We start from the raw sequence: 23,027 nt of genomic DNA, 5'->3' as shown, positions 1-23,027 counted from the left end.
TCGACAAAAAAGAAAGAGGAGAGCCTGATGACCGTGCCCGATACCGTACTCGTCAGCCGCGACCCGTACGCACCGATCGTCATCGAGCGGGCCGGCCGGTTGCTGTACCGGATCTTCATCGAGAGCGGACATGCGTCGTTCTGCCGCGATTTTCCGGTCGAGCCGGACGCGGTGCGCGTGCTGCGCGACGACGCCGAGCGCTACTACTTCCTGTTCGCGGCACTTCACCATCCGTACCAGCTGAGCGCGACGAACCTGTCCGACGCGGAGCGCGCGCGCTATTTCAGCACCATCCTGTTTGCCGGCCGCGACGAGGTCGAAGCCTTCATGACGGAACTGGACCGCGCCAGTCACGGCGCGCTCGCCAACCTGCTGAGGATCTTCACGCAAGCCGACTACCGGCAACTGCGCGCGGGCCGGTGGTTCGGCATGGGCGCGGGCACGCCGGCCGCGTAGCGGGCCGGATCGGCCACACCGGGCTGCCGGCCGCACGAGCCGATGCGCGGCCGCGCCGTCAATGGCTGCGCGCGTAGCCCTGGATCAGCGCGCGCATCATCCCCTCGACCGTCGCGTCGCGCAGGTCGCTTTCCTGCTCGGCTTCCTCGACGAGCGCGGCATAGGCCGTCGCGAGCGTCACGCGGTCGACTTCGTGGCGTTGCTCCATCAGCGTCACCATCCCGTCCTTCGCCAGATGAGCGGAGAACGCGCGGCTGCCGATGGTCTGGAATACGTCAATCATGGCGGCTCTCCCGTCCGTTGCCGATGCTTTCCAGTTTAGTCGGCGGCCATGGGCTCCGCCACGCGCGCCGGCCGCCCGATTCCTCCGATGAAATACCGCCGACACAGGGTGCGTGCACGGTGTTCGCCGGTTTCAACGTTTACCCGAACCTGTAATTTGTCGACTTTTTATCGATAAAGTCTCGTGTTAGATTGCGCCGTCCGAGCCCGGTCGAAACCGGGCGGGCAGCGCGTTGCCTGGGTGCCGCGCATCCGACACAAGGAGGGGAAATGCTGGTGCTGATTGGGGTGCCGATCGTGGTGATCGGTTTCGCGCTGCGCTTCAACGCGCTGCTGGTGGTCACGATCGCGGGGCTCGCGACCGGGCTGGCGGGCGGCCTGAATCTGGTCGACATCGTCAGCGCATTCGGCAAGGCGTTCACCGAAAACCGCTACATGGGGCTGATCTGGCTGACGCTGCCGGTGATCGCGCTGCTCGAGCGCAACGGGCTCAAGGAGCAGGCGCGGCAGATGATCTCGCGCGTGCAGGCGGCGACCACGGGCCGCGTGCTGATGCTGTACTTCGTGCTGCGCCAGGTCACGGCCGCGCTCGGCCTCACGTCGCTCGGCGGCCATGCGCAGATGGTGCGGCCGCTGATCGCGCCGATGGCCGAAGCCGCCGCCGTCAACCGGCACGGCGAGTTGCCCGACGCGGTGCGCCAGCAGATCCGCGCGCATGCGTCGGGCGCCGACAACGTCGCCGTGTTCTTCGGCGAGGACATCTTCATCGCGATCCAGTCGATCCTGCTGATCAAGGGCTTTCTCGAGCAGAACGGCATCGCGATCGAGCCGCTGCACCTGTCGGTATGGGCGATCCCGACCGCGATCGCCGCGCTGCTGATCCATTGCACGCGCCTCGCGCTGCTCGACCGCCGGCTGACGCGCGGCTTCGGCCTGGTGAAGCAGGAGGGCGCGCGATGATCGGCCTCGAATCGCTGTACACGCTCGCGGGGCTGATGTTCGCCGCGTTCGCGTACTTCAACCTGACGGATCGCACGAACCCGCGCCGCGTCGTCAATTTCGCGTTCTGGGCGATCTACGCGGTCACGTTCCTGCTCGGCGCGCGGCTGCCGCACTTCGTGACGGGCTGCCTCGCGATCGCGCTGGCGGTGATCGCCGGCTCCGGCAAGCTCGGGCGCGGCAAGTCCGACGAAGCCGGCGACGCGGCGGCCGCGCGGCGCGAGACGCTCGCGCGGCGTTTCGGCAACCGGCTGTTCCTGCCCGCGCTGCTGATTCCGGTCGTCACGCTGATCGGCACGTTCGCGCTGAAGCTCGTGCCGTTCGTCGAACCGAAGAGCGTGACGCTGATTTCGCTCGTGCTCGGCACGATCGTCGCGTTCGTCGTCGCGCTCGCGATGCTGCGCGATTCGCCCGTGCATGCGCTGAAGGAAGCGCGTCATACGATGGACGCGGTCGGCTGGGCCGCGATCCTGCCGCAGATGCTCGCGGCGCTCGGCGCGCTGTTCGCGGTCGCGGGCGTCGGCGGCGTGGTGTCGGGGCTCGTGAAGGACTGGGTGCCGATCGATTCGCCGTTCGCGGTGGTGGCGGCCTACACGGTCGGCATGGCGCTGTTCACAATGATCATGGGCAACGGCTTCGCCGCGTTCCCGGTGATGACGGCCGGCATCGGCCTGCCGTTGATCGTCCACCAGTTCCACGGCAACCCGGCGATCGTCGGCGCGATCGGGATGCTGAGCGGTTTCTGCGGTACGCTGATGACGCCGATGGCCGCGAACTTCAACATCGTGCCGGCGGCGCTGCTCGAACTGAAGGACAAGAACGGCGTGATCAAGGCGCAGTGGCCGACCGCCGTGCTGCTGCTCGCCGTGAACACGCTGCTGATGTATGCGTTCGCATTCCGCTTCTGATTCGATGGACGAGACCCTCATGACCGACCGACTCACCCCCGAACTCGCGTCGAAATTCGCGTCGCTCGCGCTCGCGCACCTGACCCGCGAATATCCGAACAAGCTCACGCATGCGCTCGCAGGCCCGCACGACGTGCAGGCGCCGCGCGCGCTGCACCCGATTTTCTACGGCAGCTACGACTGGCATTCGTGCGTGCACGGCTACTGGCTCGTGCTGCGCGTGCTCGAACGCTATCCGGCGTTGCCGGAGGCCGAGCGCATCGTCGCGACCGTCGATGCGCATTTCACCGACGCGAACGTCGCCGGCGAGCGCGCGTATCTCGCGCTGCCGCACAACAGCGGCTTCGAGCGGCCGTACGGCTGGGCGTGGCTGCTCGCGCTGTCGGCGCAGCTCGAGCGGCTCGCGCTGAAGGGCGCGCTGCCGCAGGCCGCGCGCTGGGCGAAGACGATCGCGCCGCTCACCGACCTGTTCGTGTCGCGCTTCGAGACCTTCCTGCCGAAGGCGACCTATCCGCTGCGCGTGGGCACGCACTTCAACACCGCGTTCGCGCTGGCGCTCACGCTCGACTTCGCGCGCGACACGCAGCGCGACGGGCTCGCGGCGCTGATCGTCGATACCGCGAAACGCTGGCACCTGAACGACGTCGCGTGCCAGGCGTGGGAGCCGTCGGGCGACGAATTCCTGTCGCCCGCGCTGATGGAGGCCGAGCTGATGCGGCGCGTGCTGCCGGCCGCCGAATTCGACGGCTGGTTCGCGCGCTTCCTGCCCGATCTCGCGCGCGGCGAGCCGGCGACGCTGTTCGAGCCGGCGACGGTCAGCGACCGCAGCGACGGCAAGATCGCGCACCTCGACGGGCTGAACCTGAGCCGCGCGTGGTGCCAGCGCGCGCTGGCCGGCGCGCTGCCGGAGGGCGATGCGCGGCGCGTGAAGCTGCTCGACGCGGCCGACCGGCATCTCGCGAGCGCGCTCGCGCACGTGGCCGGCGACTACATGGGCGAGCACTGGCTCGCGACGTTCGCATTGCTCGCGCTGGACGCGTAGCGCGCGAAACCCCCGCCGGCGGCAAGGTCTTCGGCGCGCGGCTATACTCGCCGCTCGGGCCGATTTGCGCAGCATGCGTTGCGCGAATCGGCTCTCCGCCAGTTCGCCGCCTCGCCATGGACAAGCTCATTTCCTACGTCGCCGCGATCCACGGGCTCGCGGGCCCGGTGTCGATCGCGTCGCATGTCACGTCGCACGACCGCTGGACCGACGACGACGTCGAGGTCACGCGCGACGAAACCGAATACCGCTTCGACAACGGCGCGATCGTGCGCCGCTCGGTCGAGCAGGACCGCGCGCCATCCGATCTGCTGTGCGCCGAATGCTGGATCGACTACGACGTGCTCCACCATCCCGATGCGCAACCGATCAGCCCGTCGCGGCTGACGTTCGACAACGCGTGCCGCGAAACCTTCTGGCTGCGCTACCACCTCGCGTGAACGGCTGTCCGGCCGACGCCGGCGCTTCGCGCATCGACGACGCGATCCGGATGTCGAACGGCACCGGCCATGCGCTGTCGTCGTCGGTGTGCACGAACCGCTTCGACCACATCACGCGCTTCGTCACCGAGCTGGAAGTCGGCAGCATGAACGGGCGCGACGTGCCGGGCTCGCGGCTCGAACCGACACCGTTCGGCGGCGTGAAGGATTCGGGGATCGGGTACGAGGAAGGCGTGCAGGAAGCGATGAAGCGCTTCACGAGCGTGAAGACGCATTCGCTGCCGCGGTGAGCAGGGCGGGGCAGGGCGCATCGCGCCCGCCCGCCTGCGGCGTCATTGATAGAAGTTGAGCGTGACCATCGCCGAGCGGCCCGGCGCCCACGTCGCGTAGATCGGGTACGCGCTCGCGTAATACTTCTTGTCGAACAGGTTCTGCACGTTCAGCTGCACGTCCATCGTCTTGTTCACGCGCCACGTCGCGGCCGCGTCGAAGCGCGCATAGCCGGGCGTCCACTTCTTCACGGTCGGCGACACCGATGCATAGGTCTTGCTCATCACCGTCGCGCCCGCGCCGAGCGTCAGCTTCGGCATCACGTCGTAGCTCGTCCACAGCGTGAAGCTGTGCTTCGGCACCATCACCATCGGCAGGCCCGAGCCGCCCGGATTGCCGGGGCCCGCATCGACCGTCACCGCATTCAGGTACGTGTAGCCGCCGAACACGTGCCACTTGTCGGTCACGTTGCCGGCGAAACCCAGCTCGGCGCCGCGCACGCGCTGCTTGCCCGCGTTGATCGTGTGGCCGAGGCCGTCGCTGACCTGCGCGTTGGTCTTCTCGGTGTCGAACAGCGCGGACGTCAGCGACAGTTGCTGGTCGATCACGTCCCACTTCGCGCCGACCTCGATGTTGCGCGTGCGCTCGGGCGACAGGTTCTGGTTGTTCGCGGTGATCTGGTCGGTGCCGCCGCCGAGGCCGCCGTTCGAACCGGGCGGGTTCGACGACGTGCCGTACGACGCATACAGGCTCACGGTGCGCACCGGCTTGTACACGAGGCCGAACTGGTAGCTGAACAGGTTCGACGTGTTCGACAGGTCGGCGGCGCCGGCCTGTTTCGCGGTCAGGTCGTAGCGGTCGAAGCGCAGCCCCGCGTTGAACAGCCACTGCTCGGTCAGCTTCACCGTATCGAACAGGTACGCCGACGCGGTGGTCGTGCGCGTGTTGGTGGTCGCGCCGGGGAAACCCTTGTCGCCGTTCAGCACGATGTTGCCGGTCCACGGCATGTTCGGGTTCCAGCCGCCGGAAATCGGCGCGCAGAACGCGGGCGACGTGACGCAAATATCGCCGGTGCGCAGGTTCGTGCCCGATGCATCCGTGACGAGGTAGCCCTCGTAGCGGTTCTGCTCCTGGCTGAATTCCACGCCGGCGGTCATCGTATGCTGCATGCCGAACAGGTTGGCGCGGCCGGTGATCTCGGTCTGGTTCGCGATGCCGTTCGTCGCGTACTTGCCGCTCTTGGCCTGCATGCCGAGCCGGTCCGGATACCGGGTCGAGATCTGCGGATTCGTCGCCACGTAATCGAGCGTCGTGCGCCCGAACATCGTCGTGTTCTTCAGTTTCCAGTCGTCGTTGAGCTTGTGCTCGACGCGTACTTCGCCGGTGTCGGTCTGCCCGTAGCGGTAATCGCGCGTGTTCAGCCCGAAGAACTGCCCGCGATCGGTCGGCACCGGCGTGCCGCCCGACGCGCGGAACGGCACGCTGAAGTCCGGCATGTCGTACGCGTTCATGTGGTAGTAGCTGACCGTGACCGTGGTCGGCGTATTCAGCCCGAACACGATCGATGGCGCGACGCCCCAGCGCTTGCTGTACACGTCGTTGCGGCCGGCCTGGTTCGCGTCGTGACCCATCACGTTCAGCCGCACGGCCGTCGTGTCGTTGATCTTGCGGTTCGCGTCGACCGTCGCGCGCTTGTAGCCGTCGGTGCCGAAGCCGATGCTGCTGTTGACGAAATTGTCGTTCTTCGGCGTCTTCGTGACGATGTCGACGCTGCCGCCCACCGAGCCGCGGCCCGCATAGACCGAATCGGGGCCCTTGATCACGCTGATCTGCTCGACCGCGAACGTCTCGCGGTTCTGCAGCCCGGAGTCGCGCATCCCGTCGACGAAGATCGAGTTGCGCGATTCGAAGCCGCGGATCACCGGGCGGTCGGCCGACGGGTTCGCGGCCGCATCGCCGCCGAGGAACGTGATGCCGGGCACCGAGCGCAGCGCGTCCGCGAACGACGTGACGTTCTTTTCCTTGATCAGCTGCTCGGGGATCACCGTGACCGAGCGCGGCGTATCGAGCAGCGGCGCGGTGAACTTGTACGACGGCGAGCGCTTCACCTGCATGTCCGACAGCGCGGACGACTGGACCGCGATCGTCGGCAGCGTCGCCGGTGCATCGGCGGCCGGCGCGGGCCGGTCGGCGGCAGGGGCCGGAACGGTAGCGGGTGCGGTTGCGGCGGAAGCGAGCAGCGGTGTCAGGAAAACGGAGCAGGTCAGCGCCGACACGAGGGCACGAGGCCTCGTCTTGAACTGGGCGGGCATATCGGGAAGCAGCGGAAGGTTCGGTGATCGGGTGCGTTTTCTCGATGTGGGCCGCACGGGCCGAAACATCGGAAGACGTCAATGTAAATGCGTATGATTCGCGTTTGCGGTCGCAATTGTACGGATTGGCATCAAATATGTAAACGATCGAAGGGTTGTTGTACGTATCCGGTCAGGCTTTCGTGGGGGCGCGATCACCTTTGCGTCGCGTGCAACACCGCTTTCCATCGTCGGGACGGCGCGCGGCGGCAGCGACTCGCTACACTGCCGTACCGGTTGGACGGGCCCCGGCAATCAGGCCCCGAGCAAGGAGACAAGACACGATGGAGACCCCACGCGCAGCGGTTGTCACATACCGCGGCAACGCGATCGAGAACACGCACGTCGCCCATGTGGCGGTGGTCGATGCACGCGGCAGGCTGCTGGCCCGATTCGGCGATCCGTTCCGGATGACGCTGGCGCGGTCGGCCGCCAAGCCGGCGCAGGCGCTGTCGGTGATCGAGACGGGCGCGCCGGAGCGCTTCGGTTTCGACGATGCGGACATCGCGCTGATGTGCGCGTCGCACAGCAGCGAGGAGCGTCACATCGAACGGACGCGGGCGATGCTCGCGAAGGTGGCCGCGCACGAATCGGACCTGCGTTGCGGCGGCCATCCGCCGCTGTCCGAGGCGGTGTACCGATCGTGGATCAAGCGCGACTACACGCCGACCGGCGTGTGCAGCAACTGTTCGGGCAAGCATGTCGGGATGCTGGCGGGCGCGCGGGCGATCGGCGCGCCGATCGCCGACTACCATCTGCCCGACCATCCGATGCAGGTGCGCGTGAAGCATGGGGTGGCCGATGCATGCGGGTTGCGCGACGACGAGGTCGACTGGGGCATCGACGGGTGCAACCTGCCGACGCCGGCGTTCCCGCTGGATCGCCTCGCGCGTCTTTACGCGTCGCTGGCCGACGGTGCGGACGCGGTGGAAGCGGGCGGCGGCGCGCTCACCGATCGGGTCCGCGCGCTGGCGCGTATCCATCGTGCGATGACGGCCTATCCGGAACTCGTCGCGGGCGACGGGCGCTATTGCACGGTGCTGATGAACGCGTTCGACGGGCAGGTGGTCGGCAAGCTCGGCGCCGATGCGTGCTACGGGATCGGGGTGCGCGCCTCGGAACGCACGCGGCAGCTCGGCGCGGATGGCGCGCTCGGCATCTCGGTGAAGATCGAGGACGGCAATCTCGACGTGCTCTACATGGTCGTCAGCGAAATCCTCGAGCGGCTGCGGATCGGCACGGACGCGCAGCGCGCGCAACTGGCCGGCTTCCACCGGCCGCGGATGCTCAACACGCAGGGCGTCGAGTTCGGGCACGCCACGTTCCCGTTCGAATTGCAGGCGGTCTGAGCGCCGTCGCCGCACCGGCGTGAGGCCGGCGATCCGGGCCGCGCGCTACGCGCGTGCGCCGCGGATCTTCGCGAGTTCCCGCTCGGACAGCTCGCCGATCTGCGCGAGGTGTTCCGCGAGAAAGTCCTTCAGCACGCGCAGCTTCGCCGAGCTGCGCCGGTTCGCCAGATACGCGATGTAGATGTATTCGCCGGTCAGCCGGTTCTGCAGCCGGTAGCGCGGCAGCACGGCTTCGAGCCGGCCGCTCGCGAGCAGGTCGCGCACCAGCCAGATCTCGAACTCCGCGATGCCGAGCCCCGCGCAGGTCGCTTCGAGCAGCAACTCGGAATGATCGGTGACGAGATTGCCGGCCGGCAGCACGCTGTGCCGGGCGTTGCCGTTCACGAAATCCCAGCGCGGATCGCCTTCCGGATGCACGTAACGCAGGCAGTTGTGGTGCTTCAGGTCGTCCGGCGACGCCGGGCGGCCGCAGCGGTCGAGATAGCCGGGTGTCGCGCACAGGATGCTGTCGTTGCGCGACAGCCGGTGGACGACCAGGTTGTCCAGGTAATTCTCGCCTTCGTGAATGTCGAGATCGTAGCCGCCGGCCACGAGGTCGTTGTGGTTGTCGGTGAGCCGCACGTCGAGCTGGATGGTCGGATAGCGCGCGAGAAACGGCGCGACCAGCGGCGCGAGATGGCGGCGGCCGAACGCGACCGGCGCGGTGAGCTTCAGCGGGCCGCTCGGCTGCGCATTCAGTTCGGCGACGACGCGCAGCGTGTCGTCGAGATCGGCGATCAGCGTGACCGCGCGTTCCAGGTAGATATGGCCGGCCTCGGTGAGCGTCACGCTGTGCGTCGAACGATGCAGCAGCGCGACGCCGAGTGCGTCCTCGATCGCCGTCACCTTGCGCGCGACGGTCGACGTCGACACGTGCATCTCCTTCGCGACCGCCGAAAAACTCCCCGTTTCGACCACTCTCACGAACGCACGCATCGCGCCCAGGTGATCGATGCCGGTTTCTCTCGCGCCTTTTTTCATTCGCTTCTCGCTGTTGCGTCCCACGCAAAACCGCTTTCGATAATACAGAAGCGAGCTTGTTTTTGCAAAGGCATAGAATGCGAACCCGTCGCGTCGGGAAGCGGCGGACGACGGGCGGCACGAGACACTCAGGAGGGCACGATGACAGAAAGCAGCTTCCGCGTCGAAGCGGATCTTTTAGGTAAACGAAGTATCCCGGCTGACGCCTATTACGGTGTCCATACGCTGCGCGCGAAAGAGAATTTCGACATCACGGGCCGCACCATTGCTTCGCTGCCGTACCTCGTGCTGGCGCTCGCGGCCGTGAAGGAAGCGGCGGCCGACGCCAACTGCGAGCTCGGGCTGCTGCCGCGGCCGTATCGCGATGCGATCGCCGCCGCGTGCGTCGAGATTCGCGAAGGGCGCCTGCACGACCAGTTCGTCGTCGACGTCATCCAGGGCGGCGCCGGCACGTCGACCAACATGAATGCGAACGAGGTGATCTGCAACCGCGCGCTCGAAATCATGGGGCACGCGCGCGGGCAGTACGAATACCTGCACCCGAACGAGCACGTCAATCTCGCGCAGAGCACCAACGACGTCTATCCGACCGCGATCCGCGTCGCGACGTGCTTCGCGGTCGAGCACCTGCTCGAGGCGATGGCGCGGCTGCGCGATGCGTTCGCCGAGCGCGCCGACGCGTTCGCCGGGCTGCTGAAGCTCGGCCGCACGCAGTTGCAGGACGCGGTGCCGATGACGCTCGGCCAGGAATTCTCGACCTACGCGGTGATGCTGACGGAAGACATCGCGCGGCTGCAGGAAGCCGGCTGGCTGATTCGCGAGATCAATCTCGGTGCGACCGCGATCGGCACGGGGATCACCGCGCATCCGCAGTATGCGGAGAAGGCGCTGGCCGCGCTGCGGCGCATCACCGGGCTCGACCTGAGCACCGCGCCGAACCTGATCGAGGCGACGCAGGATTGCGGCGCGTTCGTGCAGGTGTCGGGCGTGCTCAAGCGGATCGCCGTCAAGCTGTCGAAGATCTGCAACGACCTGCGGCTGCTGTCGAGCGGCCCGCGCGCCGGCTTCGGCGAGATCAACCTGCCGCCGGTGCAGGCCGGCTCGTCGATCATGCCCGGCAAGGTGAATCCGGTGATCCCGGAAGTCGTCAACCAGGTCGCGTTCGAGGTGTTCGGCAACGACCTGACCGTGACCTTCGCGGCCGAGGCCGGACAGCTTCAGCTCAACGCGTTCGAGCCGGTGATCGCGAGCGCGCTGTTCCGCAGCTTCAGCCATCTGACGGCCGCATGCACGACGCTGGCGGAGCGCTGCGTGAGCGGGATCACCGCGAATCCCGAGCGGCTGCGCGAAACGATGGAGCGCTCGGTTGCGCTCGCTACCGCGCTGAACCCGTACATCGGCTACAAGCGTGCGACGGCCGTCGCCGCCGAAGCGCACGCCACCGGCAAATCGATCCGCGAGGTCGTGCTGGAACACGCGCTGATGACCCCCGCGCAACTCGACGAGGCGCTGCAACCCGAAGCCCTGATCCGGCCGCGCGTGCTTTGACGCCGGCCGGCGCACGGCCGTACCGAAAGCGCCCCTGATCGGGGCGCGACACACCAAGAAACAACGGAGACTCTCGATGAAACACACCAGCGAGCGCCCGGCCGATGCGGCCGGCGGCGCGGATTCCCGCCATGCCGATCCCGATGCGATGTTCGCGTCGCACGAAGCCGGCTATGCGAAGCAGTTGAAGCCGCGGCACGTGCAGATGATCGCAATGGGCGGCGCGATCGGCACGGGCCTTTTTCTCGGCGCGGGCGGGCGCCTGCAAAGCGCGGGGCCGGCGCTGGCGCTCGTGTATCTCGTGTGCGGCGTGTTCGCGTTCCTGATCATGCGCGCGCTCGGCGAGCTCGTGATGCACCGGCCGACCAGCGGCAGCTTCGTGTCGTATGCGCGCGAATTCATGGGCGAGCGCGCCTCGTTCGTCGCGGGCTGGATGTACTACCTGAACTGGGCGACGACCGGCATCGTCGACATCACCGCGGTCGCGATCTACATGAAGTACTGGGCCGTATTCACCGACGTGCCGCAATGGGTGTTCGCGCTCGGCGCGCTCGGGATCGTGTCGGTGATGAACATGATCGGCGTGAAGGTGTTCGGCGAGATGGAATTCTGGTTCTCGCTCGTCAAGGTCGGCACGCTCGCGGTGTTTCTCGCGGTCGGCGCCGTGTTCCTCGCGAGCGGCCATCCGGTCGCCGGCCAGGCGACCGGGCTTCACCTGGTCGCCGACCATGGCGGGATCTTTCCGCACGGCATCCTGCCGGCCGTGCTGATCGTGCAGGGCGTCGTGTTCGCGTACGCGAGCATCGAGCTCGTCGGCGTCGCGGCGGGCGAGACCGCCGATGCGCGCAAGGTGCTGCCGAAGGCCATCAACAGCGTGATGTGGCGCATTGCGCTGTTCTACGTCGGCTCGGTCGTGCTGCTGACGATGCTGCTGCCGTGGACCGCGTACAGCTCGCACGAAAGCCCGTTCGTCACGTTCTTCAGCAAGCTCGGCGTGCCGTACGTCGGCACGGTGATGAACGTGGTGGTGCTGACGGCTGCGCTGTCGAGCCTGAACTCCGGCCTCTATTCGACCGGGCGCGTGCTGCGCTCGCTCGCGATGGGCGGCTCGGCGCCGCGATTCGTGTCGCGGATGAACGCGCGCGGCGTGCCGTACGGCGGGATCCTGATCACGGTCGCGATCAATGCGATCGGCGTGCCGCTGAACTACATCGTCCCGGCGCAGGCGTTCGAGATCGTGCTGAACATGGCGTCGCTCGGGATCATCACGACGTGGGGTTTCATCGTGATGTGCCAGATCCTGTTCCGCCGCGCGGTCAATCGCGGCGAGATGAAGGCCGTGTCGTTCCGGATGCCCGGCGCGCCGTTCACGTCGTGGCTCACGCTCGCGTTCCTCGTCGCCGTGCTGGTGCTGATGGCGTTCGACTATCCGGGCGGCACGTGGACGATCGCGACGATTCCGGTCGTGGTGCTTGCGCTGGGGGTCGGCTGGAAGCTGACGAAGCGCGGTGCCTTGCGCGAGCAGGCGGTTGCCGCGCCCACAGCCGCGCACGTCGTTGCGGATCCCGCGCGGAACGTGTGACGGCATCCGCCGGGAACGCCGGTCCGTGCTCGGGCCGGCGTTCCCGGTGCGGTCAGTTCAACCCGGTGCGCTCGCCGACCCAGCGGCCGAAGTCGCCCGCCATTTCCGCCGTCAGTTCGTGGCCGGCCGCGTACAGCCGCGTATCGTGCGCGACGCCGAGCGCCGTGAGTTTCGCATCGGCCGTGTCGGCCCAGGCGACCGGCAGCTTGTCGTCGAAGCGGCCGTGGACGATCAACGCATGGAGCGGGCGAAGCGCATCGCGCGGCGCGATCAGCGGATCGATTTCCGGCAGGATGCGCCCGCACAGCACGGCGAACGCGCTGACGTCGTTCGGCGAAGTCAGCCCGACGCCGGCGCTCATGATGCCGCCCTGGCTGAAGCCGGCGATCACGGTCGGCAACGCGGCATCCGCGCCATCCCGCGCACGGAAGGCGCGCAACAGCGTGATCAGTTGCATACGGCTGGCGTCGGCGCGGGCCGCATCGATTTCGGGGCCATTCGGGCCGAAGCGCACCGGAAACCACGCGTGCTGATTGGGGCCGAACGTCAGCGGCCCGCGCAGGAACGCGATTTCGATGCGCGGATCGATCACGCTGGCCACGTTCAGCAGGTTGGTTTCGTTGCCGCCGACGCCGTGCAGCAGCAACAGGCGCGCGGCGGGGCGGCCGGCAGCCGGGCGCAGCCGGTACTGGAGGCCCGAATCGGGGTCGGTGGTCAGCGGCAGGACGTCGGTCATCGCGTGAGTCCGGAAAGGGGAACGATGCGACAGTCTAGAGCGGCCGGCGCGGTGAGGGAATCACCGGGATGGCGATTGATTGTTTCCTGTTGGGAATGAATCGGGCCGAGGTTCGGATTCGGCGCCACGGCGCGTCGGTCGTGCTCGAACCGGTGCCGCATGACTGGGCATGGCTGACGCCGCTGATCGGCCCGGTCGATGCGGACTTCGAGGCGGCCGCGGCAACGCAGCCGTTCGCGCAGGAGCGCACGAGTCTGGATGTGTTCGAATGAAATTCCTGCTGGATACCCACGCGGTGATTGCCGTTCTCAAAGGCGAGCCGGCCATGCTGGGCCGCCTGCGTTCGTACCAGCCGGCTGATTTCGGGATGCCGGCGATCGTCGCGCACGAACTCTATTGCGGCGCGTACAAGAGCCAGCGAGCGGCTGCGAATGTCGCGCGTGTCGAGGCGCTTCAGTTCGAGGTCGTGTCCTTCGATGTCGAGGATGCTCAGCATGCCGGCGAGATTCGTGCGCACCTGATGGCGGCCGGTACGCCGATCGGTCCATACGATGCCTTGATAGCCGGGCAGGCACGCGCCCGGCATCTGGTGCTCGTCACGCACAACGTTCGCGAATTCGAGCGGGTACCGCGACTGCAATTCGAAGACTGGTTTGCCGAGCCGTGCGAACATTGAACGGCCGATCATGCCGGTTCGACATTCACGAACCTGCGGCGCGAACGCGACTTCGATTGCAAGAGCTGCCAAAACAAACAGGCTCGTAAATAATACGCAAACGTTTTACCGGCATTCAATAAAATCGATTTTGCGGATCATGAATAAAACAATGAATATCCGCCACTTCAAAAATTCGGCAAATCATGCAGCCGTACCTGCATTGGCGGCGCGAAGTTAACGGCCAATCCGGAAAAAACTTTAGGCTTTTCCCGTCGCAATTATTCATTTCAATTTCCTCAATGAACGATTGATTTACGGTCATCGGACAGTCATACACCATCCCCGATAATTCGGCGCTCACATTCTTTCAATAGACCAAAGGGCGATCGAAGCCGGATCGCTGCGGGGAGCTGGCCTCATGACCATCCGTCATCGCATTACGCTGCTAGTCGTCCTGACGTTCTTCGCGCTGTCCGCGATCGGCATCTATGCCGTGTACCAGACACGCAAGAGCGCGTCCGAGGTGCGTCAGGTCACCCAGGGCATCGTGCCGAGCGCGCTCGCGTCGGCCGATCTCGTCGCCGACGTGAAGAACATCCAGATCGCGACGATGACGCTCGTCTACGCGCCCGACGCGAACACGGCCGCGCAGGCGCGCGACGAGCTGAAGGCGAAGCAGGCCGCGCTGCGCGCCGCACTCGACGTGCAGGCGAAATCGGCGGTCGGCCATGCGCAGGAGGGCCTCGTCGCGCAGGCGAAGGACAGCGCCGCGAACTATTTCGCGGCGATCGACGACACCGTGAAGATGAAGGCGGACGGCAAGGCCGAGATGGCGCAGGCCTACCTGTTCGCGAACGTCGCGCAGTATCGCGACGAACTCGAGAGCATCGTCGGCACGCTGCGCGTCGAGAAGAACCGCCAGAAGGACGACGCGATCAGCGCGCTGAACGGGATGCTCGCGACGACGGCGACCGCGATCGCGGGCGTCGCCGGCACGGTGATCGTGCTGCTGACCGCGCTCGGCTTCGTGCTGTATCGCCAGATCACGCGCCCGCTGATCGGGATGCAGACGGCGATGAGCGAGATCGCGACGAGCCAGGATTTCACGCGCCGCGTGCCGGTGGGCCGGATGGACGAGATCGGCCATTCGATCGTCGCGTTCAACGGGATGATCGAGAAGATCCAGGAGAACGCCGCGCAACTCAAGCAGAAGACGGCCGACATCCAGGCGATGCTGCAGAACATGCAGCAGGGGATCCTGACCGTCGTCGAAGGCGGCGTCGTGCATGCGGAATATTCGGCGTACCTCGAAACCATCTTCGAGACGAACGACATCGCCGGGCGCGACCTGATGGCGCTCGTGTTCGACGATTCGGCGATCGGCGCCGACGCGCGTTCGCAGGTCGATGCGGCCGTGCATGCGTGCCTCGGCGAGGACAGCATGAACTTCGAGTTCAACGAACACCTGCTCGTCAACGAAGTCGCGAAGCGCATGCCGGACGGCCGCGAGAAGTGGCTCGACCTGAGCTGGTCGGCGATCACCGACGAGACCGACACGGTCGTGCGGCTGATGCTGTGCGTGCGCGACGTGACCGAGATCCGCGAGTTGACCGCGCAGGCGGGCGAGCAGCAGCGCCGCCTCGAGATGATCGGCGAGATCCTGTCGATCAGCCAGGACAAGTTCCACGACTTCGTGCACAGCGCGAAGGGCTTCCTGAGCGAAAACGAGCGGATGATCCGCCAGCACGAGCGCGCCGATCATTCGATCGTCGCCGCGCTGTTCCGCAACATGCACACGATCAAGGGCAACGCGCGCACGTACAGCCTGCAGCACCTGACGAACATCGTTCACGAGGCCGAGCAGGCGTACGAATCGCTGCGCCGCGCGGACGGCGGCCCCGAGTGGAACCGCGACGCGCTGATGGACGACCTCGCGCGCGTGCGCGATGCCGTCGAACACTATGCGACGATCAACGCGGTCACGCTCGGCCGCAGCGGTGAGCCGGCGCAGGGCGGCGCCGAGTTCCTGATGGTCGAACGCGCGCACATCAGCGAAAGCCTGCGCGTGCTCGACGGCGCCGATCCGGCGAACGTGGCCGACTGGCACGCGGCACGCGATGCCGTGCGCCGCATGCTGAGCCAGCTCGGCACGCAGGGCATCGGCGACGCGCTCGGCGGCGTGATCGAGTCGCTGCCGTCGCTCGCGGCCGAACTCGGCAAGCCGGCGCCCGTCGTGCATGTCGACAGCCACGGCCAGCGCGTGCGCAGCGAGATCGCCGCGACGCTGAAGAACGTGTTCATGCACCTGCTGCGCAACGCGATCGATCACGGCATCGAATCGTCGGAGGAGCGGCGCGCGGCCGGCAAGCCGGCGTCCGGCACGATCGACATCGCGGTCGGCGTGGGCGGCGGCGAGCTGTGGTTCGTGCTCGGCGACGACGGCCGCGGCCTTGCGCTCGACCGGATCCGCGGCATCGCGCGCGAGCGCGGCTGGATCGAGGCCGGCAACGAAGCGGCGCTGTCCGACGAGGATGTCGCCGAGCTGATCTTCCGGCCGGGCTTCTCGACCGCGCAGACGGTGACCGAGGTGTCGGGGCGCGGCGTCGGCATGGACGCGGTGCGCAACTTCCTGAAGCGCGACGGCGGCAATATCGCGCTGCGCTTCACCGACGATCGCGCCGGCGCGCCGTACCGCGCGTTCGAGACGATCGTGTCGCTGCCGGCGCGCTTCGCGGCCGACGGCGCCGCGCACGACGCGCCGCACGAGCAGCGGGCGCGCATCGCGGATATCGGCGCGGCGGAGTGACGACGTGATCGTGCAGGCGTGGATGATTCAGGCGGCCGTCGCGCTGGCGGGCGGTGCGGTCGTCGCGGTGGCCGCGGCGATCGTGTTTCGCGTGATGCGCGGGCGACTCGTCGCGGCGATGGAACATGACGCGGACACGTTGCGCGGCGCGCTCGATGCGGCCGAAGCGCGTGCGCAAGCCGCGGTGTCCGCGCACGCGGCGGCAGCCGACGCCTGGGCGCAACGCGAGGCGCAGCTCGAGGAAGCGCTGGCGCGCGAGGCGTCGGTGGCCGGCGCGCAGCGTGATGCGCGGCAGGCGCTGTTTGCCGAGCGCGCGGCGCTCGCGCAGCATGCGATGAAGATCGCCGACGAAGCCGCGCGCCTGCGCGGGCTCGCCGGCACGTTCGAGCGCTGGCACGAGCAGATGATCTCGCTGACCACGCAGAACCACGACATGCGCGCGAAGAACCAGGAGCTGTCGGCGATCGTCGCGCACGTGTCGATCGTGTCGCTGAACGCGTCAATCGAGGCCGCGCGCGCGGGCTCGGCCGGACGCGGCTTCTCGATCGTCGCGAGCGAGGTGCGCGGGCTGGCCGCGCGTTCGCAGCAACTGTCGAACAGTTATCGCGACAGCCTGAACCGCAACGATCTCGTGACGGCCGCGACGTTCCAGGACATCCAGGCCGGCGGCAAGATGATCACGGCCGCGCTCGCGACCGTCGAGACGCTGGCGGGGCAGCTGCACGCGCGCATCGAAGGGGAGGCGGCGTGATCAGCGCGCAGGCCAGGGCCGGTTTCGAACGGATCTTTTTCGACGCGGCGCGCACGCGGCTCGCGTCCGGCGGCGCGTGCGACATCCGGCCGGCCGCCGGCCACGAGCACGACGAACACGACGGGCACGATCGCGTGCATGCGAGGTCGCGGTCGGCGCCGAAGGTGCCCGAGCATGTCGCGGTACTGACGATCTCGGCCCTGCATTTCCGCCTGCTGCTCGCGCTGCGCTTCAGCGACGACGACGCGACACGACGCCATTTCGCCGGCACGACGGCGGGCACGGGCAGCCAGCGGCCGCTGCCCGAAGCGTTCATGGAAGTCGCGAACCTGTGCTGCGGCGCGATCAACCAGGCGCTGACCGCGCCGTTCCCCGATCTCGGGATGTCGACGCCGTATTTGCTGAGCGGCGCGAGCATCGACTATCTGCCCGTGCTCGCACCCGATTACGTGGCCGCGTACGACCTCACGCTCGACGGCGACGTGCGGGTCGGCGCGACGCTGTGCGTGTGCGCGAACGCGCCGGTCGATTTCCAGGTGCCGGAAACGGCGGCGGTGGATACCGGCGGCGAGCTCGAACTGTTCTGACCGACCACGAGGAATCCGCGAGATGACCCAAGACCAACCCGTCAGCAAGGTGCTCGTGCTCGACGACAGCCGCGCGCACGCCGACGCGATCAAGCGCTTCTGCGACGAGCACAACCTGGTCGGCCTGACCGTGCGGCGCAGCCGGCTGCTGAAGGTGCTGCGCTCGAACATCGACCTTGGCGCGATCCTGCTGGCCGAGGATTACGGCGGCTCGCCGGCCGAGAGCGCGATCATCGCCACGCAGATCGATGCGCTGCGGCCCGAACTGCCGATCATCCTGCGCCGCGAATCGCTCGCGTCGCGCGACGGACTGCCCGATGCGCTCGCGCGCGTGGCCTGCGCGGCCTACGTCGCGGACGACATGACGCCGCTCGAGCGCGCGATCGACGAATACCTGTTCGGCCGCGATTATCCGAACGCGCTCGTGCGCGGCATCTCGGAGATCACCGAGGCGCGCATCGACAGCCTGTTCCCGGGCATGGCGATCGAGCACGAAACGCCGTGCATCGTCCGCGACCAGATCATCTTCGGCGAGGTGTTCAGCCTGGTCGCGCTCGAAAGCGCGTGGTGCCGCGGCTACATGCTGCTGCAGACGAGCGAGCAGCCGCTGCTCGACATGATCGGCGGCACGCGCGGCGAGGGTCGCGCGCCGGATTTCCGCGACGTGAACAGCGTGCTCGGCGAACTGACGAACCTCGTGTGGGGCGCGTTCAAGAACCGCTATCTCGGCGACGCCGAGGCACTGGCGCGCCATCCGGTGCAGGTGCCGCTCGTCGTCAACCACAAGCAGAAGTTCATCTCGTTCGGCGGCGACTGTCCGCAGCTTTGTTTCAAGTACCGGATGACCGATCCGCGATCGGGGCGCGCCGTCTGTCTCGACCAGCGCTTCGTGTTCAGCCTCAGCTGGTCGCCGGAGGATTTCCGCGAATCGGTGCAGGACGTCGGACCGATGGTCGAGTCGGGTGAACTCGAACTGTTTTGAAGTCAGCAACAACGAAGGAGGAATACGACATGGCAAAGATTCTGGTGGTCGACGATTCGGGCACGGTGCGCGACGAGGTCGCGGGTTTCCTGCGCAATCACGGGCTCGACGTCGCGACGGCCGTCGACGGCAAGGACGGGCTCGCGAAGCTCAAGGCGACGCCCGGCGTGCGCCTCGTGATCAGCGACGTGAACATGCCGAACATGGATGGCCTGACGATGGTCGAGAAGATCCGCGGCGAACTGGCGAACACGGCGGTCAACGTCGTGATGCTGACGACCGAAAGCAGCCCGGCGATGAAGGAGCGCGGCAAGGCGGCCGGCGTGAAGGGCTGGATCGTGAAGCCGTTCAAGGGCGACGCGGTGCTCGACGCGCTGAAGAAGCTCGCGGGCTGACGCACGGCCGGCCGCCGCGGGCCCGTGACCTTCGCGGTCAACGCTGCGGCTCGGGCCGCGCGGCCGCCGCGTTGCCTGCCGCAACCGGCGCGGGCGTTTGCCATTGCACGACGATCATCCCCGCGAAGATCAGCGCGACGCCCGCGATGCGGCCGGGCGTCGCCAGCCGCTGCGCGAGCCCCATCAGCCCGTAGTGGTCGATCAGCAGCGATGCGAGCATCTGCCCGGCGACGACGCAGACGATGAAGGTCGTCGCGCCGAGCCGCGGCGTCAGGATCAGCGCGAGCGTGATGTAGATCACGCCCGCGAGGCCGCCGAGCCACATCCACAGTGGGCGCTGCAGCGCGTCGCCGACGAGCGGTGCGTGCGCACGCGTCGCCAGCAGCACCGGCAGCACCGCGAGCAGGCTGACCGTCAGCGACGCGACGCTCGCCCACAGCGGGTGGCCGAGCGCACGCCCGAGCGCGGCGTTGCTGCCGCCCTGCAGCGGCACGAGCGCGCCGGCGACGAAAGCCGCGACGGCGAGCGGGAGCGTGGCGAAGGAAAGCGAAGTCGTCATCTTGGTCGGTCTTGAAAGGATGTCGAAAAGAGTGTCATCCATTAAGATGGTGAATGGAAATTCGTCTTTCGGATGGCTCGTATTCGTGCAATGAATAATCTGGCCCGTATCGACCTGAACCTGCTCGTCACGCTGCATGTGTTGCTGAGCGAACGTCACATCTCGCGCACGGCGCTCCGGCTGCACCGGAGCCAGCCGGCCGTGAGCCACGCGCTCGCGCGGCTGCGCGAGATCTTCGGCGATCCGCTGCTGGTGCGGCGCGCGGGCCGGCTCGAGCTGACCGCGCGCGCGAACGAACTGGTCGAGCCGCTGAACGACGTCCTCGGGCGGCTCGGCGCGCTGATCGAGCCGCCGGCGTTCGATCCGTCCGCGGCCACGCGCGTCTTTCGCATCGCGATGTCCGACTACGGTGCGCGGATCGTGCTGCCCGCGCTCGTGAAGACGTTGCGCGCCGACGCGCCGGGCATCGAGCTGATCGTGTCGCAGGGCACGCGCGAGGCGATGCGCATGCAGTTGATGGACGGCGAGGTCGATCTCGCGCTCGGCGTGCTGCCCGCATTGCAGCGCGACCTGCATGCCCAGCCGCTGTTCGTGGAGTCGTTCGCATGCGTGGCCGACGCGAGCCGCCTGCCGCGCCGCGGCGAACTCGCGCTCGACGCGTGGCTCGCGCGGCCGCACGCGCTCGTCGCGATGCGTGACGGGATGGACAACGAGGTCGATCGGGCGCTCGCGCGGCTGCGGCACGAGCGGCACATCGCGGTGATCCTGCCGTTCTGGAGTGTCGCGAACGACCTGATCGCGGGTACCGATCTCGTGCTGACGGTCGCACGCCGCAACCTCGACCGCGTGCGCGACGACGCACGCCTGCGCGTGTTCGACCCGCCGTTCCCGATCGATTCGTTCGAATTCGCGCAGCACTGGCATGAGCGCCGGCATGGCGACGCCGCACACATCTGGCTGCGGCAGACGATCGCGCGCGTCGCGAGCGGCGGGTAGCGGTGTGGCAGTGATGTGGCAGCGGCGATGGCGGGCGCAACGATTTACAGCGTACCGCGATGTCCGTATCCTGCCGGAGGCCGAGGGCGGCGTGCCTGCGCATCGCGCGCGGCATGCCCGGCGTCTGCAACAATCGGGAACGGAATCCCTTCCAATGAAAATCGGAGTCGATCAGGCCGCGCGCGTGCGCGGCGCATGCGTGACGCTGATGGCTGCGCTGGCCGGCGGATGCGCAGGCACCGGGCAGCAGGCGCCGCAGGCGGACGTCGGCAACGGTTCGTCCTACACGTGCCATCCCACACCGGTCGACGGGCAGGCGACGGCCGGAAGGGGCGTCAACGGCTGCTATTTCGTGCTGTACGATCCCGCGACGAAACAGGCGCTGCCGAACACGCGCTATGCATTCGCGCTTTATACGAGCGCCGCCCAGGACAGCCGGGAACTCGAAGTCGAAGGCGCGACCGACGCGCAGGGGCGCACGATCTACATGCGTTCCGCCGCGCCGATCGATGCGTCGCGCATGATGCTCGTCCGCATGATCGGCGATGGCCCGACAGGGCGGATTCCGGTGCTGGTCCGGCCGACCGACGGCAAGCGCATCCCGTTCGCGCCGTACAAGGTCACGGGGTGCAACGGGCCATACGAAGGCGTGACCGACGAAACGGGGCGCGGCGTGATGTACCGCTGCAAGACGCAGTCGCGGATCGACGTGTCGTTCCATCAGTCGCGTCCGTAGCGCGAGACGCATGATGTCCGCATCCGGCCGCGCCGCAACCCAGCACGTCGAGACGCTGATCGCGAAGGGCATCGTCTTTACCGTCCTGGGCACGTGCATGCTGATCGGCGCCACGCTGGGCGCGCAGTCGACGCGCGAATTCCTGCGCACGTCGGTCGTCGTGCCGGGGCGCGTCATCAAGCTGAACGCAGGCCCGCATCATCCCGAGATCGCGTTCACGACACACGCGGGTGAGCATGTCGAATACGCGCAGGGCGGCGACGTCAGCGTGCAGGACGGCGCGACGGTCGAGGTGCGCTATGCGCCGGACGCGCCGAGGATGACCGCACGGATGAATACGTTCGGCGCGATCTGGGGCGATGCGCTGACAATCGGCGGGATGGGCGCGGTTTTTTTCGTCGTTGGGGTCGGTCAGTTGTGGTCGGGCGTGCGCGCATGGCGCAGCGGGCGCCAGCGGAGGTGATCGCCCGCCGCGCGCCGAAACGTGTCGAACCCGGCAAGCAGAACATCATGGATTCCGTCATGAGGCCGCGGGCCGATCTGGTTGTCACGCACACGATTGCATGTACGGTATCGCAGTACGTCGCCTCGTTACTTCACAGGACTCTTCCAGCATGACAATTCGCTTGATGCCGTGGCTCGTCGCGATCGGCGCTGCATTTGCGGGCTTCGCCGCGCACGCGGCGGGTACGGCGCATTCGCTCGACCAGGTGCCCGGGACGTTCGATGCTCCCGAAACCCGCGCCGCGTATGCGCGCGACATGACCGGCGCGCCGGAAGGGGACGGTTTCGGTGTGCGCCTGCCGCCCGGCTTCACGAAGGAAGGGCTGGTGGCACAGCTTGTCCCGGGCCAGCCACTTGCGCGTGTCGTGCTGGTCGGCGCGAAACCGTGGCCGCAGCGCCCCGGTGCGTTCGTTGCGATCGTTTGTGCGGCACCGACCGACGAGCTTGCGCGCGAGGCGCTGCGATTTCGTGCACCCACCGAGTGTGAAGGGTTCGAGCGCCACGCCGATGCCGACGACCAGAAGGAACGGGTCTGGCTGGGCGTGTTCGAGTGCGGTCCGGACGGCGTGCCGCGCCTCGTCGCGCGTACCGAACAGCCGCTCGAGCAGGCGACCGACTGGAGCAACACGAATCTCGACAGTCCCGACTACCTTGAGCAGACGACGCGACCGGGTGATCTCGCGTTACGGCCCGAGCGGTGGTCGCGGTTCGATCTCGCGCCGTATACGCTGCGGGCGGGCGATGCGGCGTTCGGGGTGCGGGCGGGCTGGTCGATCGGTTACTCGGGCGGCGGCGCATCGTTCGAGGCGCTGTACCTGTTCCGGATCGACGGCAAGACGCTGCGCGTCGTGTTCGCGCAGCCGATGATGTTCTACCGGGATATCGCCGGCGATTGGCATCGCGACGGCACGCGCGATCACGACATCACGGAAGGCAGCAATACGCTGAGCATGCTGCCGACTTCGACGGACGGCTTCCGGGACCTGCAGTTACGCGAGCGCGGCGGCAAATGGCGCCGGACGTTTCGATGGTCTGCCGCGGATGGCGAGTATCGGCCGCGCTGACGCCCG

General features: G+C 67.5%; 24 protein-coding genes and 1 pseudogene. 20 read left to right on the top strand and 5 right to left on the bottom strand.

The genetic code is table 11. The annotated features are described in order from the left end of the window. The first annotated feature begins 27 nt into the window (after nt 1–27). Nucleotides 28–456, top strand: a complete 429-nt coding sequence (locus tag AC0KUR_RS00895) for a hypothetical protein (RefSeq protein ID WP_034185990.1) — start codon at nt 28–30, stop codon at nt 454–456. Between the two features lie 58 nt (nt 457–514). Here AC0KUR_RS00895 and AC0KUR_RS00890 read toward each other — a convergent pair whose 3' ends face one another. Continuing rightward, the gene (locus AC0KUR_RS00890; RefSeq protein WP_034185901.1) at nt 515–739 is read right to left on the bottom strand and encodes a hypothetical protein; all 225 of its coding nucleotides are present in this window, start codon (nt 737–739) and stop codon (nt 515–517) included. A 269-nt stretch (nt 740–1,008) separates the two neighbouring features. Between AC0KUR_RS00890 and AC0KUR_RS00885 the strand changes: the two genes are divergently transcribed. The 5 genes and pseudogenes from AC0KUR_RS00885 to AC0KUR_RS00865 all read left to right on the top strand — a co-directional run. Continuing rightward, complete coding sequence (locus AC0KUR_RS00885; RefSeq protein WP_124668962.1) at nt 1,009–1,698, top strand: DUF969 domain-containing protein; 690 nt, start codon at nt 1,009–1,011, stop codon at nt 1,696–1,698. Further along, on the top strand, nt 1,695–2,645 hold the full coding sequence (locus AC0KUR_RS00880) for a DUF979 domain-containing protein (RefSeq protein ID WP_034185903.1): 951 nt from the start codon (nt 1,695–1,697) through the stop codon (nt 2,643–2,645). The genes AC0KUR_RS00885 and AC0KUR_RS00880 overlap by 4 nt, the downstream gene beginning before the upstream one ends. A gap of 19 nt (nt 2,646–2,664) precedes the next feature. After that, nucleotides 2,665–3,687, top strand: coding sequence for a DUF2891 domain-containing protein (locus tag AC0KUR_RS00875; RefSeq protein WP_034185904.1), 1,023 nt, complete (start codon nt 2,665–2,667; stop codon nt 3,685–3,687). 116 nt (nt 3,688–3,803) lie between these two features. After that, complete coding sequence (locus AC0KUR_RS00870; RefSeq protein ID WP_124609774.1) at nt 3,804–4,127, top strand: hypothetical protein; 324 nt, start codon at nt 3,804–3,806, stop codon at nt 4,125–4,127. A 32-nt stretch (nt 4,128–4,159) separates the two neighbouring features. Beyond that, nucleotides 4,160–4,417, top strand: a pseudogene (locus tag AC0KUR_RS00865) (aldehyde dehydrogenase family protein); the annotation flags it as partial. 42 nt (nt 4,418–4,459) lie between these two features. Here AC0KUR_RS00865 and AC0KUR_RS00860 read toward each other — a convergent pair. After that, nucleotides 4,460–6,709 (bottom strand): TonB-dependent receptor, encoded by a 2,250-nt coding sequence (locus tag AC0KUR_RS00860; RefSeq protein ID WP_473375201.1) that lies wholly within the window; start codon nt 6,707–6,709, stop codon nt 4,460–4,462. A 323-nt stretch (nt 6,710–7,032) separates the two neighbouring features. Between AC0KUR_RS00860 and AC0KUR_RS00855 the strand changes: the two genes are divergently transcribed. Beyond that, the gene (locus AC0KUR_RS00855; protein ID WP_049028893.1) at nt 7,033–8,097 is read left to right on the top strand and encodes an asparaginase; all 1,065 of its coding nucleotides are present in this window, start codon (nt 7,033–7,035) and stop codon (nt 8,095–8,097) included. A 45-nt stretch (nt 8,098–8,142) separates the two neighbouring features. On the opposite strand, the gene AC0KUR_RS00850 is transcribed toward AC0KUR_RS00855, so the two are convergent. Further along, nucleotides 8,143–9,117 (bottom strand): LysR family transcriptional regulator, encoded by a 975-nt coding sequence (locus AC0KUR_RS00850; RefSeq protein WP_049028894.1) that lies wholly within the window; start codon nt 9,115–9,117, stop codon nt 8,143–8,145. A gap of 141 nt (nt 9,118–9,258) precedes the next feature. Here AC0KUR_RS00850 and aspA point away from each other — a divergent pair, with 141 nt between their 5' ends. Both aspA and AC0KUR_RS00840 read left to right on the top strand, forming a co-directional pair. Next, complete coding sequence (gene aspA, locus AC0KUR_RS00845) at nt 9,259–10,665, top strand: aspartate ammonia-lyase (protein WP_473375200.1); 1,407 nt, start codon at nt 9,259–9,261, stop codon at nt 10,663–10,665. Between the two features lie 76 nt (nt 10,666–10,741). Beyond that, entirely contained in the window at nt 10,742–12,247 is a 1,506-nt protein-coding gene (locus AC0KUR_RS00840; protein ID WP_473375199.1) for an amino acid permease, read from the top strand. 52 nt (nt 12,248–12,299) lie between these two features. Here AC0KUR_RS00840 and AC0KUR_RS00835 read toward each other — a convergent pair whose 3' ends face one another. Next, nucleotides 12,300–12,983, bottom strand: a complete 684-nt coding sequence (locus AC0KUR_RS00835; protein WP_034185912.1) for an alpha/beta hydrolase — start codon at nt 12,981–12,983, stop codon at nt 12,300–12,302. A gap of 68 nt (nt 12,984–13,051) precedes the next feature. On the opposite strand from AC0KUR_RS00835, the gene AC0KUR_RS00830 reads away from it, so the two are divergent. The 7 genes from AC0KUR_RS00830 to AC0KUR_RS00800 all read left to right on the top strand — a co-directional run bounded on the left by AC0KUR_RS00830 (nt 13,052) and on the right by AC0KUR_RS00800 (nt 19,162). Continuing rightward, nucleotides 13,052–13,255 (top strand): antitoxin, encoded by a 204-nt coding sequence (locus AC0KUR_RS00830; protein ID WP_233623216.1) that lies wholly within the window; start codon nt 13,052–13,054, stop codon nt 13,253–13,255. After that, nucleotides 13,252–13,659 carry a PIN domain-containing protein gene (locus AC0KUR_RS00825; protein ID WP_473375198.1) on the top strand — a complete coding sequence of 136 codons (408 nt, stop codon included), beginning with the start codon at nt 13,252–13,254 and terminating at the stop codon, nt 13,657–13,659. The genes AC0KUR_RS00830 and AC0KUR_RS00825 overlap by 4 nt, the downstream gene beginning before the upstream one ends. Nucleotides 13,660–14,059: 400 nt before the next feature. Next, a complete protein-coding gene (locus AC0KUR_RS00820) occupies nt 14,060–16,447 on the top strand; it encodes an MCP four helix bundle domain-containing protein (protein ID WP_049028896.1) in 2,388 nt (795 codons plus the stop codon). A gap of 22 nt (nt 16,448–16,469) precedes the next feature. After that, on the top strand, nt 16,470–17,198 hold the full coding sequence (locus AC0KUR_RS00815; RefSeq protein WP_233623231.1) for a methyl-accepting chemotaxis protein: 729 nt from the start codon (nt 16,470–16,472) through the stop codon (nt 17,196–17,198). Then, nucleotides 17,195–17,785, top strand: coding sequence for a hypothetical protein (locus AC0KUR_RS00810; protein WP_049028897.1), 591 nt, complete (start codon nt 17,195–17,197; stop codon nt 17,783–17,785). The genes AC0KUR_RS00815 and AC0KUR_RS00810 overlap by 4 nt, the downstream gene beginning before the upstream one ends. 22 nt (nt 17,786–17,807) lie before the next feature. Then, a complete protein-coding gene (locus AC0KUR_RS00805) occupies nt 17,808–18,767 on the top strand; it encodes a chemotaxis protein CheX (RefSeq protein ID WP_473375197.1) in 960 nt (319 codons plus the stop codon). A 29-nt stretch (nt 18,768–18,796) separates the two neighbouring features. Beyond that, nucleotides 18,797–19,162: a response regulator gene (locus AC0KUR_RS00800; RefSeq protein ID WP_006486240.1), complete on the top strand. Its 366-nt coding sequence runs from the start codon at nt 18,797–18,799 to the stop codon at nt 19,160–19,162. Between the two features lie 37 nt (nt 19,163–19,199). On the opposite strand, the gene AC0KUR_RS00795 is transcribed toward AC0KUR_RS00800, so the two are convergent. Next, entirely contained in the window at nt 19,200–19,721 is a 522-nt protein-coding gene (locus AC0KUR_RS00795; RefSeq protein ID WP_049028900.1) for a DMT family transporter, read from the bottom strand. Nucleotides 19,722–19,811: 90 nt separating this feature from the next. Here AC0KUR_RS00795 and AC0KUR_RS00790 point away from each other — a divergent pair, with 90 nt between their 5' ends. The 4 genes from AC0KUR_RS00790 (at nt 19,812) to AC0KUR_RS00775 (ending at nt 23,021) form a co-directional block, all read left to right on the top strand. Then, entirely contained in the window at nt 19,812–20,717 is a 906-nt protein-coding gene (locus AC0KUR_RS00790; RefSeq protein ID WP_059558245.1) for a LysR family transcriptional regulator, read from the top strand. 154 nt (nt 20,718–20,871) lie between these two features. Next, nucleotides 20,872–21,453: a hypothetical protein gene (locus tag AC0KUR_RS00785; RefSeq protein ID WP_059558244.1), complete on the top strand. Its 582-nt coding sequence runs from the start codon at nt 20,872–20,874 to the stop codon at nt 21,451–21,453. 10 nt (nt 21,454–21,463) lie between these two features. After that, complete coding sequence (locus AC0KUR_RS00780) at nt 21,464–21,916, top strand: DUF3592 domain-containing protein (protein ID WP_473375196.1); 453 nt, start codon at nt 21,464–21,466, stop codon at nt 21,914–21,916. A gap of 151 nt (nt 21,917–22,067) precedes the next feature. Next, on the top strand, nt 22,068–23,021 hold the full coding sequence (locus AC0KUR_RS00775) for a hypothetical protein (protein WP_473375459.1): 954 nt from the start codon (nt 22,068–22,070) through the stop codon (nt 23,019–23,021). Nucleotides 23,022–23,027 lie beyond the last annotated feature (6 nt).

The sequence above is a fragment of the Burkholderia sp. YHN3-13 genome, from assembly GCF_055810675.1.
Note: the sequence above shows the minus strand (reverse complement) of the source record. Positions and strands in the feature narration are given on the sequence as shown.